Origin of the sequence: Pseudomonas medicaginis, assembly GCF_965119365.1 — a bacterium.
In the GTDB taxonomy this organism is placed as follows: domain Bacteria; phylum Pseudomonadota; class Gammaproteobacteria; order Pseudomonadales; family Pseudomonadaceae; genus Aquipseudomonas.
On the sequence record NZ_OZ221631.1, the window covers coordinates 3,235,363 to 3,252,878 of the forward strand.

General features: G+C 62.1%; 12 protein-coding genes and 1 pseudogene. 11 read left to right on the forward strand and 2 right to left on the reverse strand.

The features are described from left to right. Positions 1 to 33 precede the first annotated feature (33 nt). The gene (locus tag ACMTA2_RS14410) at positions 34 to 1,776 is read left to right on the forward strand and encodes an OPT family oligopeptide transporter (protein ID WP_413795354.1); all 1,743 of its coding nucleotides are present in this window, start codon (positions 34 to 36) and stop codon (positions 1,774 to 1,776) included. Positions 1,777 to 1,886: 110 nt separating this feature from the next. Here the strand turns inward: ACMTA2_RS14410 and ACMTA2_RS14415 are convergent, their stop codons facing one another. Beyond that, complete coding sequence (locus tag ACMTA2_RS14415; protein WP_413795355.1) at positions 1,887 to 3,044, reverse strand: alpha/beta hydrolase family protein; 1,158 nt, start codon at positions 3,042 to 3,044, stop codon at positions 1,887 to 1,889. A gap of 1,194 nt (positions 3,045 to 4,238) precedes the next feature. On the opposite strand from ACMTA2_RS14415, the pseudogene ACMTA2_RS14420 reads away from it, so the two are divergent. Then, positions 4,239 to 4,535, forward strand: a pseudogene (locus ACMTA2_RS14420) (HAMP domain-containing protein); the annotation flags it as partial. 57 nt (positions 4,536 to 4,592) lie between these two features. After that, entirely contained in the window at positions 4,593 to 5,393 is an 801-nt protein-coding gene (locus tag ACMTA2_RS14425) for a methyl-accepting chemotaxis protein (protein ID WP_413795657.1), read from the forward strand. A gap of 24 nt (positions 5,394 to 5,417) precedes the next feature. Here ACMTA2_RS14425 and ACMTA2_RS14430 read toward each other — a convergent pair whose 3' ends face one another. Next, a complete protein-coding gene (locus tag ACMTA2_RS14430; protein ID WP_053178948.1) occupies positions 5,418 to 6,329 on the reverse strand; it encodes a LysR family transcriptional regulator in 912 nt (303 codons plus the stop codon). A 327-nt stretch (positions 6,330 to 6,656) separates the two neighbouring features. On the opposite strand from ACMTA2_RS14430, the gene ACMTA2_RS14435 reads away from it, so the two are divergent. The 8 genes from ACMTA2_RS14435 to ACMTA2_RS14470 all read left to right on the forward strand — a co-directional run bounded on the left by ACMTA2_RS14435 (position 6,657) and on the right by ACMTA2_RS14470 (position 17,498). Beyond that, positions 6,657 to 7,595 (forward strand): VOC family protein, encoded by a 939-nt coding sequence (locus tag ACMTA2_RS14435; protein ID WP_413795356.1) that lies wholly within the window; start codon positions 6,657 to 6,659, stop codon positions 7,593 to 7,595. A 15-nt stretch (positions 7,596 to 7,610) separates the two neighbouring features. Beyond that, entirely contained in the window at positions 7,611 to 7,973 is a 363-nt protein-coding gene (locus tag ACMTA2_RS14440) for a Rieske (2Fe-2S) protein (RefSeq protein ID WP_413795357.1), read from the forward strand. A 178-nt stretch (positions 7,974 to 8,151) separates the two neighbouring features. Next, on the forward strand, positions 8,152 to 9,276 hold the full coding sequence (locus ACMTA2_RS14445; RefSeq protein ID WP_413795358.1) for an FAD-dependent oxidoreductase: 1,125 nt from the start codon (positions 8,152 to 8,154) through the stop codon (positions 9,274 to 9,276). 127 nt (positions 9,277 to 9,403) lie between these two features. Then, complete coding sequence (locus ACMTA2_RS14450; RefSeq protein WP_413795359.1) at positions 9,404 to 11,083, forward strand: DUF1302 domain-containing protein; 1,680 nt, start codon at positions 9,404 to 9,406, stop codon at positions 11,081 to 11,083. A gap of 12 nt (positions 11,084 to 11,095) precedes the next feature. Beyond that, positions 11,096 to 12,460 carry a DUF1329 domain-containing protein gene (locus ACMTA2_RS14455; RefSeq protein ID WP_413795360.1) on the forward strand — a complete coding sequence of 455 codons (1,365 nt, stop codon included), beginning with the start codon at positions 11,096 to 11,098 and terminating at the stop codon, positions 12,458 to 12,460. A 72-nt stretch (positions 12,461 to 12,532) separates the two neighbouring features. Then, positions 12,533 to 13,636, forward strand: a complete 1,104-nt coding sequence (locus tag ACMTA2_RS14460) for a WD40/YVTN/BNR-like repeat-containing protein (RefSeq protein ID WP_413795361.1) — start codon at positions 12,533 to 12,535, stop codon at positions 13,634 to 13,636. 4 nt (positions 13,637 to 13,640) lie between these two features. Beyond that, positions 13,641 to 16,169, forward strand: coding sequence for an efflux RND transporter permease subunit (locus ACMTA2_RS14465; protein WP_413795362.1), 2,529 nt, complete (start codon positions 13,641 to 13,643; stop codon positions 16,167 to 16,169). A 126-nt stretch (positions 16,170 to 16,295) separates the two neighbouring features. Then, a complete protein-coding gene (locus ACMTA2_RS14470; RefSeq protein ID WP_413795363.1) occupies positions 16,296 to 17,498 on the forward strand; it encodes an MFS transporter in 1,203 nt (400 codons plus the stop codon). Positions 17,499 to 17,516: the final 18 nt, after the last annotated feature.

Here is a 17,516-nt window from a genome sequence, read left to right on the forward strand (position 1 = left end):
TGGCGGCTGCCCCCGTGCCGATAAGGACTTCGCATGCCCTCGACTTCGTCCACAATTCCCTTGATCGCCACCGTCGAACGCGAACTCAGCCCGCGTGCGGTCTGCACGGGCATCGTTCTTGGGATCCTGCTGACACCTTCCAATGTCTACGCCGGGTTGAAGATCGGTTGGTCGTTCAACATGTCGATCATTGCCTTGTTGATCGGCTATGGCATCTGGCAAGGCTTGGTCAGTCGATCGGTGGACCGGCTGCCCTGGACGTTGCACGAAAGCAACATCAACCAGACCGTCGCCTCTGCCGCCGCGTCGATCATTTCCGGTGGGCTGGTGGCGCCCATCCCGGCCTACACCTTGCTCACCGGCCAGCGGTTGGATGCGATTCCCATGGTGGCCTGGGTCTTTTCGGTGAGTTTCCTGGGGATCTGGATCGCCTGGTACCTGCGACCTTCACTGCTCAATGACAAGGCGCTGAAATTTCCCGAAGGCATGGCGACCCTGGAAACCCTGTTGCACATCTACAACCACGGCCGCGAAGCCGCGACGCGCTTGAAGGTGTTGCTCAGTGCCGCGCTGTTGTCCGGGCTGGTCAAGGCGGTCGATACCTTCATGTGGGCCATTCCGCGGGGGGCGCCGACCGCTCAACTGGAGCGCCTGACCTTTACCGCTGACCCATCGCTGCTGCTAGTGGGCTTCGGCGGGATCATCGGTATCCGCGTGGGCCTGACGCTGCTGCTCGGCGCCTTGCTGGCGTGGGGCGGGTTGGCACCGTGGCTGCTGCAACAGGGCTTGGTGCAGTTGCCGCACGGCAGCAGCGGCCCGCAGTTCGCTGCACTGGTGGAGTGGTTGCTCTGGCCGGGCGTGAGCCTGATGGTCTGCTCGACCCTGGCCTCGCTGGCGATTCGCTTGTGGGCATTGCACCGGTCCACCAAGGCGGGCGGCGGGGCGATCTGGACGATACCCAAACCTGGGCCCGCGGCCGGTTTTGCACTGTCGATCCTCTTGGTGGTCAGCCTGCAAGTGCTGTTGTTCGGCATCAACCCGTGGATGGCGTTGTTGACCATTCCCTTGGCGATCTGCCTGGCGGCGGTGGCTGCCCGGGTGGTCGGCGCCACGGGTATTCCGCCGATCGGTGCCATTGGGCAGTTGTCCCAGTTGAGCTTCGGCATCGTCGCCCCGGGCCAGGTGCCAATCAACCTGATGAGCGCCAACACCGCCGGCGGTTCGGCCGGGCAGTGCACCGACTTGATGAACGATTTCAAGGTCGGCCGGGCGATTGGCGCCACCCCGCGCAAGCAGTTGATCGCCCAGACCCTGGGGATTTTCATCGGCAGCATCGTCGGCGTCCTGGCCTACCTGGCCTTGATCCCCGACCCGCAAACCATGCTGCTGACCGAAGAATGGCCGGCCCCGGCGGTCGCGACCTGGAAGGCCGTGGCGCAAACTCTGACCCTGGGCCTGGATTCATTGTCTGCGAGCATTCGCTGGGCGATTTTCATCGGCGGCCTGGCCGGCTTGTTGTTGGGGATCCTCGACAGCCTGCTGCCGGCGCATCGGGCCCGCTACTTGCCAAGTACGGCGGCCCTGGGCCTGGCCTTTGTCTTGCCGGCCTCGGTGTCGCTGATGATGGCCCTCGGTGCGGTGCTGACGTGGCTGGTGAGCTGTCGCTGGCCGAGCCTCACGGAACGCTTCGCCATCACCGCAGCGGCGGGGTTGATTGCCGGGGAAAGCATTACCGGCGTGGGGGCGTCGTTGTGGCAGATGCTTGGGAATGGGTGAGATGGAGCAACCATCGAAGAACGGTCGTAGCGTAAGGCTGTTCACTTAAGCCGTTGGCGTGGAACGTTCAAACCCTCGCAGCGTACCAGCGCACGAATTTCACACCCACTTCATGAGGTACGACCACCGAGCACTTCAGCCACCCAATCGGCAATGTACTGACCGGCATTGATACTGTTATCGAAACTCGAATGCTGCACGCCGCCCTCACGTTCGGTGAAGACTTTCAGCTCGCGCTTCGGGCTGTTGACCAACTGCTCGTAGGTGCGGTGTGCCCACTTCAGCGGAATCTGCGAATCCTTTTCGCCGTGGGTGACCAGGAAAGGTACCTTGATGCGATCCAGGATGCCGTCCAGATGAACATTCTCGGCGATGGCCATGAATTCATCGGTGTCTTTGGCGCCCCATACCCAGGCCACGTGCGACCAGTAATGCGGCACCGGAAAACTGCCTTCCTTTTCCAGGCGACGCTTCTGTACATCACGCCAGTCATGGTTGGCACCCCACACTACGCCGCAAGCGAAGCGCGGCTCGAAGGCTACTGCGCGCGGGCAGTAGTAGCCGCCGAGCGAGACACCTTCCAGGCCAATGCGTTTGGCATCGACATCGTCGCGGGTCTCCAGCCAATCCACCACTCGGCTGGCCCAGTGCTCGCTGTCGAAACGTGCAGTCAGGTGCTGCAGGCGCAGGGCCTCGCCCGTCCCGGGCTGGTCGATGATCAACGACGACACGCCACGTTTGGCCAGCCAGGCGGGCAGGCCGACGCGGTATTTCATTTCTTTGGTTGAATCCAGTCCATTGACCTGCACCAGAATCGGCGCCGGGCCGCTGACGCCTTCGGCACGGACCAACAAGCCGGAAATGTGTTTGCCTTCGTAAGGGATTTCAACGCGCTCGCAGTTTTCTCGTGCCAGTTCGATACCGCGTTGGAAGGTGTGCAGAAAGCGCTGGTACAGCTCCGTGCGGCCAGGAGCACCATGGGCTTGCAGGCGTTCGCAGCTCAGGTAGTAGGTGGCGGCGCGGTTGTATTTTTCACCGGCAGACAATAGTCGGCCCTTGCCTTCGTCTTCTTCAGCCAGGCCGCACAGCTTGTCGGCCATGTTCGCCCAGGTCTCACGGAAGGCCTTGCTGCCGGCGGCGTCCGGTTGTTTGGCGGCCTCTTGCAGTGGGGCGCACATCTCTTCGATTTCGCCGATGCGGGCGCCCATTTCAATGGCCAGGTCGACGGAAAGATTCCACACGTAGTTGGTCGGGAAGTAGCGGAACATGATTGTTATTGTCCTTGTGCAAGCAAAGGCAGGCGGCCAGCTCCGGCGTGGGGATGGCCAGGCCTGACGGTTCGAAGCAGGCTAAGGGGAGGCCAATGGTTTGGCCAATCGCGAGTCGGGATGGGAGGTATTGCGAACGCTGATAGAGCGTATGTGCGTCATGGCCTAAGGGTTTTCTTCTGACCGCTCAAGCCGCAAATCCGGATACCTATCATCGTACTTTGCGATTGCTCATAACGCAGGATGCGATTGGTGTCGTCGAGGTACGACTCATTAGAGTTGCTGCTACACCGCGCTATGGGCGCAGTCCCGGGCGCGCACAACAACAAGAATAAGGTATCGGCAAATGAGTGAGTCCAAACCCGGCACGACGATCAGCCCGGGCACCAAGGGCAGGCTGTTTTTCCACGACCGTGCGAGGAGTTGGACATGCCCGTACTGAGCCGTGTGTTTGGCAATCTATCGGTGGGGGCCAAGCTGTCACTGGGTTTCGGCCTGGTGCTGCTGGTGACGTTGGCGGTGGCAGTCACGGCTTTTCGTTCTCTGGGTGTGTTGCAGCAGCGCGGTGAACAATCGCGTCAGGAGTCGTCGATCCAAGCACTGATCCTGCGTGCGCGTATCGCCGAGAAAGCATTCGCCCTGGACCTTGCTCCACAGCGCCTGGACCAGGTCCGCGAGGCGATCGGCACACTGAACCGGCAACTCGGTGATGAGCCCGCCAATAGCGCAGTACGCACGGCCGCTAGCACGTATCTGGAGCAGTTTCTCGGCTATGCCGATTCGTTGCGTCGGGCTCGGGAGGCGCGCCTGCGCATGCAGGCACTGGCGCAGACGGCTGGCGACAGTTTTACCCTGCTGTTTCTCGATCAACTGGATGCGCTCAACACCCGGTTGGGGCAGGGGACACCGCCGGACAGCGATCAGATGGTGCGGCTTGAGCAGACGGCCGCGTTGCGGGACAAGCTCGTCAAGCTGCGTGACAGCGAGCTGTATTACTCGCTCGATGGCGAGGAGCGTTACCGCAGCGACTGGGAAATGAGCATGAGTGACCTGCTGGCCGCCATGCAGGTGCTGGATCTTGGCGAGCAGCAAGGCGAGTCGCTGCGGGAGGCGAGCACGGCCTTGGGTGATTATCGCAAGGCTTTCGTCGAGTTCGTCGACAGCCGTAAGCAAAGCGCGCACAGCAGTGCGGCGATGAACGCGCAGACCGAGCAGGTCAGCAAGCTGCTGGCTCAGGCCGATGAACAGCAAAGGCAGGCGGTCCTGGACGATAATCGCGATGTCGATCGCCAATTGGGTTTGATCACTGTTCTGGCGCTCGCCTTGGGCATTGGCGCCAGCCTGCTGATCCGCCAGTTGATTGTGCAACCGTTGCGCCAGGCGGTGCAGCTGGTCCAACGCGTGGCGGCGGGGGACCTGAGTGATCCGCCGTCAGACAGTGGTCGTCGTGATGAATTGGGCCAATTGTTGGGCACCGTGGGCAACATGCTGGTCAGTCTGCGGGGATTGGTCGGGCGCATCGACCGAGGTGTCGGCTCGCTTAACGGCATGGCCGGCAGCTTGGCCGAAGTGACCTTGAGTAACAGCCGTGGTGTCGAACATCAACGCCAGGAAACCGAACGGGCCGCCACCGCCATGCAACAGATGGCCGCCACGGCGCAGGAGGTCGCCCGCAACGCGGGTGAGGCCAGCGAAGCGGTGGCGCATGCCGACCAACAAGCGCGTGAGGGCGATGAACTGGTGCGCCAGGCGGGTGGCAAGATCGACCACCTGGCCTTGGAGATGAGTGGTTGCGCCGAGGTCATGCGGTCTTTGCTGGTGGAGAGCGCCGCCATTGGTGGTGTGCTCGATGTCATCAAGGCGGTGGCCGAGCAGACCAACCTGCTGGCGCTCAACGCCGCCATCGAGGCTGCGCGGGCGGGGGAGCAGGGTCGTGGTTTCGCCGTGGTCGCCGATGAGGTGCGTGGCCTGGCACGGCGCACCCACCGTTCGACCACGGAAATCGAAGGGTTGATCGTTCGCCTGAGCGGTGTGGCCCAACAAGCCGCCGAGCGCTTGCAAAGCAGCCATGTACTGAGTGATGAAACGGTGGTGCTTGCCGCGCAAGCCTCGCGGGCCTTGGAGCGGATCACCCAGGCGGTGTCCCACATCGAGCAGATGAACCAGCAGATTGCCGCGGCCGCCGAGCAGCAGAGCGTGGTGGCCGAGCAAGTCAGCCAGAGCATGGCCCGGGTGCGCGAAGTGGCTGAGGGCAGCGCGAGGGAAAGCCTGCAAATGCAAGCCTCAACGGTCGATTTGCAACAGGTTGGCGGCGAGCTCAAAGCGGCCGTCGGGCACTTCCGCACCTGACCCGGCCCCGAGTAATGGCCGCCACTACTGTTCCAGTTCGTTGATGATCTGACTGATTTTCGCCCGCAACCAACGGTGCATCGGATCCCCCTCCATGGTGCGATGCCAGAGCATGAACTCACGCATCACCGGGATTTTCACCGGCGGTTGCAGGATGCGCAGCGGCAGGTAGTTGGCATAGAGCCTGGCCATGCGCTGGAGCATGGTGGCGACGCGTTGGGTGCCGACGATCAACTGCGGCAGGGTGTTGAAGTCGTGGGTCACCACTTCCATGCGACGGGTGAAGCCGTACTGGCTCATCAACCATTCTTCGACGCTCAGTTGCCGGTTGCGACCGAAGATCACGGAAACATGGCCCATCTCGATGTACTGATCGAGGGTGATGCTGTCGCCCACTTGGGTGTTCCCGTCCCACACCACGCAAACATGTTCTTCTTCGAACAGCAGCTGCGACGGATGGCCTTCGATGAGGTAGCGCTCAGGCACGATCATCATGTCGGCCTCGCCGCGCATCAGCATCTCGGTGGACGTGTCGCCGGGGCCCAGCAGTTCGAACGTGATGTGTGGGGCTTCCAGGGAGATCTTCTGGATCACCCGGGCAAACAGGACGCTGATCAGGTAGTCCGAAGTGATCAAGCGGAAATGGCGCTTGCTGGTGGCTGGGTCGAACACCGGTTTGGCGGTGATCGAGGACTGGATCGTCAGCAGCACTTGGCGCACGGGTGCCGCCAGTTCACGGGCATAGGGCGTGGGCTGCATCTTGCGCCCGACCTGCGCCAGCAGTTCATCTTCGAAGTAGAGGCGCAGCCTGCCCAGTACGCCGCTGGTGGCGGATTGGGTCATGTGCAGGCGTTCGGCGGCGCGGGTGATGTTCTGCTCTTCCAGTAACACATCAAGCGCCACCAGGAGATTGAGATCCAGGTGGTTGAAACGCATGGCGGTCTCGATTCTTGTATTTATTTTGTAAATACCTTCCGACCTTCCTATCGCGGCGTCAAGTCCCATGAGTGGGCGAATCGAGCGACACCTGTTCGATTTTTCACGGCACTTGGCGCTGTGCAGCCAGGTATCGCATTTGCCGATAGGTCGCATCCCGACAAGCGATTAGTCAGTGCGTTTCTGCCCCTTCAGTATCGGCCCACAGTCGGTTGGCCGTGTGGCTTTATCGACTCCAAGACCAGCCTCGGCAGCGCTCCGCCTGGCACGGCTCCCGCAATCGGGGTGCTGGCCTGCGCTGAATAATTACAATGGAGTGGTAACTCAATGAACATCATTGGCCTTGATGCCTTGATTTTTGGCGTCGACGACATTCAAGCCTGTACACATTGCCTGCGTGACTACGGCCTGCTGCCTGTCGATGTCGACAGCGAGGGCGGTCGTTTTGAAGCCCTCGACGGCACTGCCGTGATTATCCGTCGTGCGGACGATGCCAGTCTGCCGGCGGCCATCGGGCCTGCGCCTTCGATTCGTGAAACCGTTTATGGCGTGACCAGCGCGGCCGATCTTGAGGCCATCGCCGATGAGCTGGGGCGCGATCGCCTGGTGACCCGCGGTGCCGATGGTTCCGTGCACAGTGTGGACGACATGGGCTTTGCCATTGGTTTCCAGATCAGTGTGCGGCGTGCTTACAGCGCGCCAGCGGACCTGACCAATGCACCGGGTCATGCCCCCCAGCGCCCGGTCAACCAACCGGGCATCAGCCCCGATATGCAGGCCCTGCCGCGCACCCTGTCCCACGTGGTGTATTTCGTGCCGGATGCGGCCAAGGCCGAGGCCTTTTACAAACGCCTGGGCTTCGTGACCACCGACACCTTTGTTGGCGCGGGTCCGTTCATGCGTCCCGCCGGTTCCGATGACCATCACTGTTTGTTCATGATCCAGACGCCACCGCATATGAAGGGGTGCGAGCACTTTACCTTTCACCTGGGCAGCGGCACGGAAGTACTGCTGGCCGGCCGCCGCTTCGAGCAGCAAGGCTGGACCAGCTTCTGGGGACCGGGCCGTCACCTCTTTGGCTCCAACTGGTTCTGGTACTTCAACAGCCCGCTGGGCTGCCACATCGAATACGACGCAGACATGGACAAGCATGATGACGCCTGGCAAGCACGTCAGGCGCCGTTGTCGGCGGATAACTCGCAACTGTTCCTGTTCACTTCCCGGGAAAAATGGTTCCCCAGCGGCCCGCCGCCCAAGCAGGCCTGAGTGCGGATGTCGTCCATGAGTCACGACGCCATTGTTCTCTGTCGCCTGGATGATGTGGCCGAAGGGCAGGCCCGCGGGTTCGATCCCCTGGGCACGGGGAAGGACAGCGTGTTCGCCCTGCGCCATGACGGCGAGGTGCGGGTCTATCGCAACAGTTGCCCGCACCTGGAGGTGCGGCTGGAGTACCGCAAGGACCGTTTTCTCAGTGTCGATGGCCGCCAGATCGTCTGTTACGCCCATGGTGCCCGGTTCCTTCCGGACAGTGGCCTGTGCGTCTACGGGCCTTGCCTGGGGGAGCGCTTGAGTGCTCTGCAATGGCATGCAGAGGCCGATTTTCTGGTGCTCGAAGCGGGTCAGTTGGAGGCGTGTGGACCTTAGTCAACGTATCGCGGTTGCTGATACATCGTATCCCTACATGCGATTAGTCAAACGTCTGCTTTGCCGAGAAAGTGAACACAACGCGGTAGCGAATGCGTGCAGAAACAGCCGGTCGTGAAGCCTGGGAACGCTCCGGCAGAACGCTTGCGTGAATAACAAGAATAAGAGTGGGACGAGCATGAACGCAGTGAAAAAGGTGCTTATCGTCGGTGGTGGTATCGGTGGCCTGTGTGCCGCAATCGCTTTGCGTCGCAAAGGCATCGTCGTCGACCTTGTCGAGCTCAAGACTCAGTGGACCGTCTACGGCGTTGGCATCATCCAGCAGAGTAACGTCGTGCGTGAAATGGCCAAGCTGGGTGTGTTGGACGGCTACCTGGACGCTGCCTGTGCGTTCGAGGATTTGACCATCAATACCACGGCCGGTGAGCAGCTGGCGCGAATTCCCGGTCAGCGCCTGGCGGGCCCCGAGTATCCGGCCAACGTTGGCATCTCGCGCCTGGCCCTGCATCAAGTCCTCAGCGAAACCACCATTGCCCTGGGCGCCTCGATTCGCCTGGGCCTGAGCGTCGAGACGCTGGAGCAGGTGGGCGAGGGCGTTGATGTGTTGTTCACCGATGGCAGTCGCGGTCGTTACGATCTGGTCGTGGGCGCCGATGGCCTGTACTCAAAAATGCGCGGCTTGCTGTTCGGCGACCAGTACCTGCCGCGCTTCACCGGCCAAGCGGTGTGGCGCTACAACTTCCCGCGCGCCGCCGGGATCGATCATCTGGCCACCTTCCAGGGACCTGCCGGTAATGCCGGGCTGGTGCCGCTGGGTCACGACCAGATGTACCTGTTCATGACCTCCCACGAGCCCGCCAACCCGAGGATGGAGGCCGCCGCGCTGGCGACCCAGATGCGCCGGCGCCTGAGCGGCTTCACCGGGCTGATCGGCGAACTGCGCGAGCAAATAATCAACAGCGAACAGGTGGTCTACAAGCCGCTGGAGGTGGTGTTCGTCAGTGAGCCTTGGTACCGCGGCCGTGTCGTGTTGATTGGCGACGCGGTACACGCCACGACGCCACACCTGGGTCAGGGCGCCGGCATGGCCATTGAAGATGCCGTCGTGCTTGGCGAAGAGCTGGTCGCCGGCGGCAGCGTCGAACAGCAGCTCGAACGCTTTATGGCGCGCCGTTATGAGCGCTGCAAATTCATCAGCGAAAGCTCGGTGCTGGCCGGTGACAAGGAAATGGCCCACGACAGCAGCTTCGACCGGATCGGCCTGGTCAGGCGGATGCTCGAAGTCACGGCAGAGCCCATCTGACGCGCCGTCAAGACGAATTCGCTTTCCCATGGATGCTTCATGCCTGTGCAGGCTTGGCCCGGTTCGACTGCGGGCGACGTTTCACCAGAAGAGCTGACATACAACAACAATAAAGAGGGTTACTTCGATGGCTACTCGCAAGATCGCTGCGTCACGGCGCGTCCCCTTCACCCTGACCCTTGCGGCCAGCCTGGGGCTTGGCGCCTCGGCTGCCCAGGCCTTTCAGATCGATACCGGCAACCCCGATCTCAGCTTGCGCTGGGACAACACGCTGAAGTACAGCGCGGCCTGGCGCCTGAAGGATCCCAGCAGCAAGCTCAGCCAAGGGCAGACGGCGTTGAACCAGAATGACGGCGATCACAATTTCGGCAAGGGGCTGATCTCCAATCGCCTGGATATTCTTTCCGAACTGGACATCGGTTATCAAAACTTCGGTGCCCGACTGAGCGGTGCCGCCTGGTATGACACCGTCTACCAGGACCGCAACGACAATAACGACGCAGCCAGTGCCAACCAGCGTTCGGTGGGCTTCGATGAATTCACCAGCGACACCCGTCACCTGCATGGCGGTGACGGCGAACTGCTCGATGCCTTCGTCTACTGGAACGGTGAGCTGGCCGACCGCTCCTTATCGGTTCGCGCAGGGCGTCACGGGCTGATCTGGGGTGAAAGCCTGTTCTTCGGCGGCAACGGCATTGCCGGTGCCATGGCGCCGGTGGACGTGGTCAAGGCGCAATCGGTACCCAATACCCAGTTCAAGGAAATCACCCGACCGGTCAATCAGCTCTCGACCGCGTATCAACTGACCGACGATGTGTCATTGGGCGCCTTCTACCAACTGGAGTGGGAGGCCACCCGCTTGCCGGGCGCCGGCAGCTATTTCTCCATCAGCGATACCATCGGCGACGGCAATGAACGGCTGATCACTGGCGGGCCGTTCCCGGATTTCCTTGGCGGCAATGCCAACAGCCCGGCAGCGTTTTTCCATGGCAAGGACAAGAAAGCCAGGAGCTCCGGCCAGGGCGGCCTGCAGCTCAAGTACAACACCGGGACGACGGATTACGGCCTGTACGCACTCCAATATCACGAGAAAACCCCAACGCTGTACTTGAAGCCGAATGCCACCGGGCCGAACTTCAGTACCGGGCAAGTCGGCGAATACTCTTGGGTTTACCCGGAAGACATCCGTGTCCTGGGCGCCAGTTTCGCGACCTCCGTGGATGAGTACAGTTTTGCCGGCGAGGCATCGATGCGCTGGAACATGCCGCTGATGTCCAACGCCCAGACCGTTTTGCCGGGCGTCGAGGCGGACAACAACGATGACGCCTTGTACGCCGTCGGCCGGACGGCCCACGTCAACCTCAATGTCCTGGCATCGCTGGGCCCTTCCTTCGTCTCCAAGGAGGCCAGCCTGGTAGGAGAGATCGCCTGGAACCGCCTTCTGGCCGTGACCAGGAACCGCGCCGCCCTCGATCCTAACGCCACCGATGACGGCCTGGGCTTGAAGTTGGTGTACACGCCCACCTATCGCCAGTTTTTCCCAGGCGTCGATATCAGCGTGCCGCTGGGCATCAGCTACTTCCCCATGGGCAAGTCGGCGGTGATCAACGGGTTTGGTCCCGACAGAGGCGGGGACATGAACATCGGCGTCTCCGCCACCTACCTGGACCAAGTGACGGTGGGACTGACCTACACCCACTTCTATGGTCCCGAGGACACCAACCTCAACGCCGCCAACCAGTTCAACTACAAGCAGTCGCTGAAGGATCGGGATTACCTGGCTTTCTCCGTCAAGACCACGTTCTAAGAGGATTTGCGCATGACCATTCAGTTCACTCTAAAGGCCTTGTGCTTGACCTTGCTGGCCGCTGCCGCGCCGATGGCCCTGGCCGCCAGCGCTGAACAAGCGGCTGAGCTGGGCAAGACCCTGACGCCCTTCGGTGCCGAGAAAGCCGGCAATGCCGATGGCAGCATCCCAGCCTGGGACGGCGGCTACACCAAGGTCGATCCGGCCTATAAACCGGGCGGCAAGCGCAGCGATCCGTTTGCTGCGGACAAACCCTTGTACAGCATCACCGCCCAGAACCTGGCCAAGTACGCCGACAAGCTCAGCGACGGCACCAAGGAGCTGTTCAAGCGTTTCCCGGATACCTATCGCATCGATGTCTATCCGACCCGGCGCACGGCAGCCGCGCCGCAGTGGGTCTATGACAACACGTTCAAGAATGCGACCCGCGCCAAACTGGTCGACAGCAGCGCCGGCCTGATCCCCGACGGGGCCTATGGCGGGATCCCGTTTCCGATTCCACAGAACGGTACCGAAGCCATCTGGAACCACCTGCTGAACTGGCGTGGCACCTCGGTGGCGGGGCATTTTCGCCACTATCTGATGACGGCCGACGGCAACCAGGTGATGACCAGCGACGGCCTGTTGACCCAGGAGATGCCTTACTACTTCGAGGAGGGCGGTCCTGAAAACTACTCGGGCGACTACTGGCAGGTGCACTTTGTCAATACCGGCCCGGCGATTCGTGCCGGCGAGCAGATCCTGGGGCGTGAGAACATCAACGGCGAAAAATCCCAGGCTCATGTCTATCTGGCCGGTCAGCGCCGCGTGCGCACGCTGCCCAACGCCTGCTGCGATACACCGACGCCGTCCACCGCCGGGGTCATGTCCTTCGACGAATTGTTCGTGTGGGGCGGGCGTACGGACCGGTTCGACTGGAAACTGGTGGGCAAGCAGGAAATGTATGTTCCCTACAACACCAACAAGGTGCAGACCGCTGCCCAGCCGCAAGACCTGTTCGCCAAGCACCATCTGAATCCTGACTACGTGCGTTGGGAGTTGCACCGCGTCTGGGTAGTGGAGTCGACGTTGGCCGCCGGTAAGCGTCACCAGTTGCCCAAAGGTCGTTACTACCTCGACGAGGACACCTGGCAAGCCCTGCTCGGCGACCGTTGGGACGCCAGCGGTCAACTGGCCAAGACCCTCTGGTCCCTGCCTTCCGTACTGCCCGACCTGCCAGGCCTGGTGCAACTGTCTGCCGGTTTTTACGACCTGACTTCGGGGGCGTGGTTTATCCAGAACGTCTACGCCGGATTGCCGGATCAGTATCGCGCGGTCGATCGCTACAAGGCCTCGGAGTTCTCGCCAGCGGCGATGGCCGGTCGCGGCGTGCGTTGAGTCTGAGCTGAGCGTGAAGGGCAGGCCTGTCGGTCTGCCCTTGGGGTGCGAGTGTTTTTCCGAGGTTAGGTTATGAACAGAATCAGTCAGGCGGGCGCTGTGCTCTTGGCCCTGTATTTGCCCTTCGCCACCAGCGATTGCCTGGCCGGGCCGACTGCCGTGGGCGCACCGTTGAGCACCCCGGCCATGCCGGTGCCGGCGGCGCAGAAGAGCGTATTGATCGATCTGGCGCGGGCCGGCACACGCCTGGTGGCCGTGGGCGAGCGCGGCCTGGTGCTGCTCTCCGATGACAACGGGCAAAGCTGGCGTCAGGCCCAGGTACCGGTTTCGGTCAGCCTGACGGCGGTGCAGTTTGTCGATGCGCGCAATGGCTGGGCAGTGGGTCACGCTGGCGTGGTCTTGGCCACGCGTGATGGCGGTGAGCACTGGACGTTGCAACTCGATGGTGCGCGTGCGGCTCAGCTCGAGCTGGACGCAGCCAAGGCTGACCAGGCCACCGCTGCCAACCCGGATGACGCATTGGTACGTGTACAAAATGCCGAGCGTCTTGTTGCCGATGGCGCTGACAAACCCTTCCTGGCACTCGAATTCATCGACGCACAACACGGGCTGATCGTCGGTGCCTACGGCCTGGCGCTGTGGACCGCGGACGGCGGCGCCACGTGGCAGTCGCTGATGGGGCACATCGCCAACCCGAACGGGATGCACTTGTACGCCATCAGTCATCAGGGTACGCGCTGGTTCCTGGCTGGCGAGCAGGGTTACCTGGCGCGCTCGGATGACGATGCGGTTTCGTTCAGCCAGTTGGAAAGCCCCTATGAAGGCAGTTTCTTCACCTTGCAGAGCCGCGCCGATGGGGCCCTGTTGGTTGGCGGCCTGAGGGGCAACGCCTTTATCTCCAATGACGGTGGTGCAAGCTTCCAGCACCTGTCTGTCCCTATGCCGATTTCTTTCAACGACGCCACTCGCCTGGCCGGTGGCCAAGTGCTGCTGGTCAACCAGGGGGGGGCGCTGTTTCTCAATGGTGAGCAGAGCGGGGCGGTCTTGCAGCCACTGGGCGAGCCCTTGGGCAAACCTGTTTCAAGTGTGATCGAGGCCGCCGATGGCAGCTTGATCGTTGCCGGTTTCACCGGGCTGCAGCGTCTTGCGCAGCCATCCACTGCCGCTTCGGAGTGAGGTTATGACGTCCCCTGGTAATTTTTCCCAGCTCCCTGCGAATGCGTTCGAAGACTTTGATCCGCGTTCCGGTTCGGTGCTCGAGCGAGCCTTGTTCAACCATCGCCTGTGGGTGTTGCTGCTGTGCCTGGCGACCACGCTGGTGCTGGGTTGGCAGTCCAGTCGTGTCGAGCTCAACGCCAGTTTCGAAAAAATGATCCCCACCCATCAGCCCTATATCGCCAACTACCTTGAGCATCAGAAGGAACTGAGCGGGCTGGGCAACTCGGTGCGCATCGCGGTGGTCAACAAGCGGGGCGACATCTACGACAGCGCCTACCTCAAGACCCTGCAGGCGCTGAGCGACAAGATCTACCTGCTGCCCGGTGTCGACCGCGCGTACATGAAGTCGCTCTGGACACCGGCCACGCGCTGGGTGGCGGTGACCGAAGCGGGCCTGGATGGTGGGCCGGTCATCCCGGATAACTACGATGGCGGCGCCGCGAGCCTGGCGGCACTGCGGCGCAATGTGCAACTGTCCAACGAAATCGGCCAGTTGGTGGCGTTCGACCAGGCCTCTAGCATCATCCAGGTACCGTTGCTGCAGCGCACCCCCGATGGCCAGCCGTTGGACTACACCCGGCTGTCGCAACAACTGGAGTCGCTGCGCAGCCAATACCAGAGCGATAGTATCGACATTCGCATCACCGGCTTCGCCAAGAAAGTCGGTGACCTGATCGCCGGCCTGCAACAGATCCTGATCTTCTTCGCCGTGGCAATCCTCATTACCACTGTCGTGCTCTATTGGTACACCCGCTGCATACGCAGCACGCTATTGGTTGTGTTTTGCTCGCTGGTGGCGGTGGTCTGGCAGCTCGGCCTGCTGCCGTTGCTGGACTATCAACTGGATCCCTATTCGGTGCTGGTGCCGTTCCTGGTGTTTGCCATCGGCATGAGCCATGGCGCACAGAAGATGAACGGCATCATGCAGGACATCGGGCGCGGCATGCACCGTGTGGTCGCGGCACGCTTCACCTTCCGGCGCCTGTTTCTCGCCGGCCTTACCGCGCTGCTCTGTGATGCGGTTGGCTTCGCTGTGCTGATGATCATCCAGATCCAGGTGATCCAGGACCTGGCGATGATCGCCAGTATCGGCGTGGCTGTATTGATTTTCACCAATCTGATCCTGCTGCCGATATTGCTTTCCTACGTTGGGGTCAGCAGTAGCGCGGCGCGACTGAGTCTGAAAAGCGAGCACGCCGAACAAGCGGGCCAGCATCGCCATGGGTTCTGGCGCTTCCTCGACCTGTTCACCCAGCGTCGCTGGGCGGCGTTGTGCATTGCCCTGAGCCTGGCGCTGGCGACGCTCGGTTTCGTGGTCAGCCTGCAATTGAAAGTCGGTGACCTGGATGCGGGCGCGCCCGAGCTGCGAGCCGATTCGCGCTACAACCAGGATGATGCATTCCTGACCCATCATTACGGCGCCAGCAGCGATCTATTCGCGGTCATGGTCAAGACACCGGCCAGCGCCTGTTCGCGCTATGACATCCTGAACAAGGTCGATGCCCTCGACTGGCAATTGCGTACCTTGCCGGGTGTCGACTCGACCAACTCCCTGGCGCTGCTTAACCGCCGCATGCTGGTCGGCCTGAGCGAAGGCAGCCCCAAGTGGTATGAGCTGCAGAACAACCAGGCGATGCTCAACATGGTCACCGCCGGCGCCCCGCGCGGCCTGTACAACGAAGACTGCAGCCTGCTGACGTTGTACGTCTACCTCTCCGACCACAAGGCGCAAACCCTGACCCGCCTGGTGGAACACGTCGAACAATTCGCCGCGGCGAACAATACCGACGACGTCCAGTTCCTCCTGGCCGCTGGCAATGCCGGGATCGAGGCGGCGACCAACATCGTGGTCAAGCAGGCCAACCGCGAAATGCTGTTCTGGGTCTACGGTGCCGTGATCCTGCTCTGCCTGATCACCTTCCGCTCCTGGCGCGCCACGATTTGCGCGGTGATCCCGCTGATGCTCACGTCGATCCTCTGTGAGGCGCTGATGGTCTGGCTGAACATCGGCGTCAAGGTCGCGACCTTGCCGGTGATCGCCCTCGGTGTGGGCATCGGCGTCGACTACGCGCTGTATGTGATGAGCATCCTGCTCGGTCATATGCGCCAGGGCACCAGCCTGTCGCAGGCGTATTACCGGGCACTGCTGTCCACCGGCAAGGTGGTGATGCTGACGGGGGTGACCCTGGCGATCGGCGTGGCCACCTGGATGTTTTCGCCCATCAAGTTCCAGGCTGACATGGGCGTGCTGCTGGCCTTCATGTTCGTCTGGAACATGGTCGGTGCGCTGGTTCTGTTGCCGGCCCTGGCTCACTTCCTGTTGCCGAGCAAACGTGTCAGCACAGGGCAGGCTGAGGCCAGACGCAACCACCCGACGAGCCTGCCGCTGATGCCGGCCGTAGCCGAGGAAGGGGCCTGCGTGAAGCACTCGCTGCGCCTGACTTCGGGACACCATCAAACGACAACCGCCGCCAATCCCGTCGCGTCATAACAACAAGAAAGGACTTTTCCATGCCTCGTGTATCGCTGTTCCAGCAGTCTCTATGGCTTGACCTTATCGATGGCCTGAGTGCCTTTGGCATGGCGTTCTGCGCGACCCAACCACCGGAGGTGCGTGATGAGCGTTGAACGCCAGGCAGGTTTGCCACAGTCGTTGTTGCTGCTACTCGGCAGTTGCCTGCCAGTGCTCGGTGCGGTGCTGCTGGCTCCCATACTGCCGCGTATGCAGGAGCACTTCGCCGACACGCCGGGTGTGGCCGTGCTGGTGCCCATTGCCCTGACGCTACCGGCGCTGATGATTGCACTGTTGGCACCCGTGGCCGGGATTATCGCCGACCGACTGGGGCGCAAGCCGTTGCTGATCGGTGCGATGTTTCTCTACACCGTCTGTGGGGTGTTGCCGCTCTGGCTGGAGTCGCTGGAGGTCATCGTCATCAGCCGCGCCGGCATCGGTGTGGCCGAAGCGGCGATCATGACCTGTTGCACCACGATGATGGGCGACTACTACAGCGGCGCGCGGCGTGAGCGCATGTTCGCCCTGCAAATGGTTGCGACCTCGTTGTCGGCGGCGATTTTCATTGCCGTCGGGGGTGTGCTCGGCGAACACGGCTGGCGCACGCCGTTTGCCCTGTATGGGCTGGGGCTGGTGTTTCTGCCGCTGATGGTCTGGTTGTTGTGGGAGCCGCGGGCGCAGGTCGTCACCGCGACAACCGCGGCGGGCAAGGCATTCCCCTGGCGCCCCCTGGCACCGTTGTATGCCCTGGCATTCCTGGCGGGCGTGAGCCTGTTCATCGTGCCGGTACAAGTCGGTTACCTGCTCAACCTGCTGCATGTCGAAGGCTCGCAGCAGATCGGCATGACCATGGGCGCGAGTCAGTTTGGCGTCCTGGTCGGCGCGCTGAGTTTCCGTGTGTTGCGGGGTGTCCCTGCGCACCGGCAGATGCTCCTGGCCTTCGTCGCGGCCGGTATCGGTGGCGCTCTGCTGGCGGTGGCCGACAGTCATGGGCTGGTGGTGATCGCCGTCCTGATCAACGGCCTGGGCATCGGTCTGATGATGCCGACCCTGCTCACCTGGATCATGAGCCAGGTCGACTTCCAGCAGCGCGGCCGCGCCGCTGGCGGCTTCACGGCGATGTTCTTTGCTGGTGAGTTCGCCAGCCCGCTGGTGGTGCTGGCGATGACCGGGGGAATGATCAGCGCTTTGCCAACCGCACTGGGAATCGTCGCGGGCGTTCAACTCTTGGTGGCCCTGGCCTGCATTCGGTTGCGTGGTCGCGGGTCAGCTTTTCCCGCTGCGGTGGCCGCAGACGCTGATCGCTGATCTGCCCATTCGACGTTT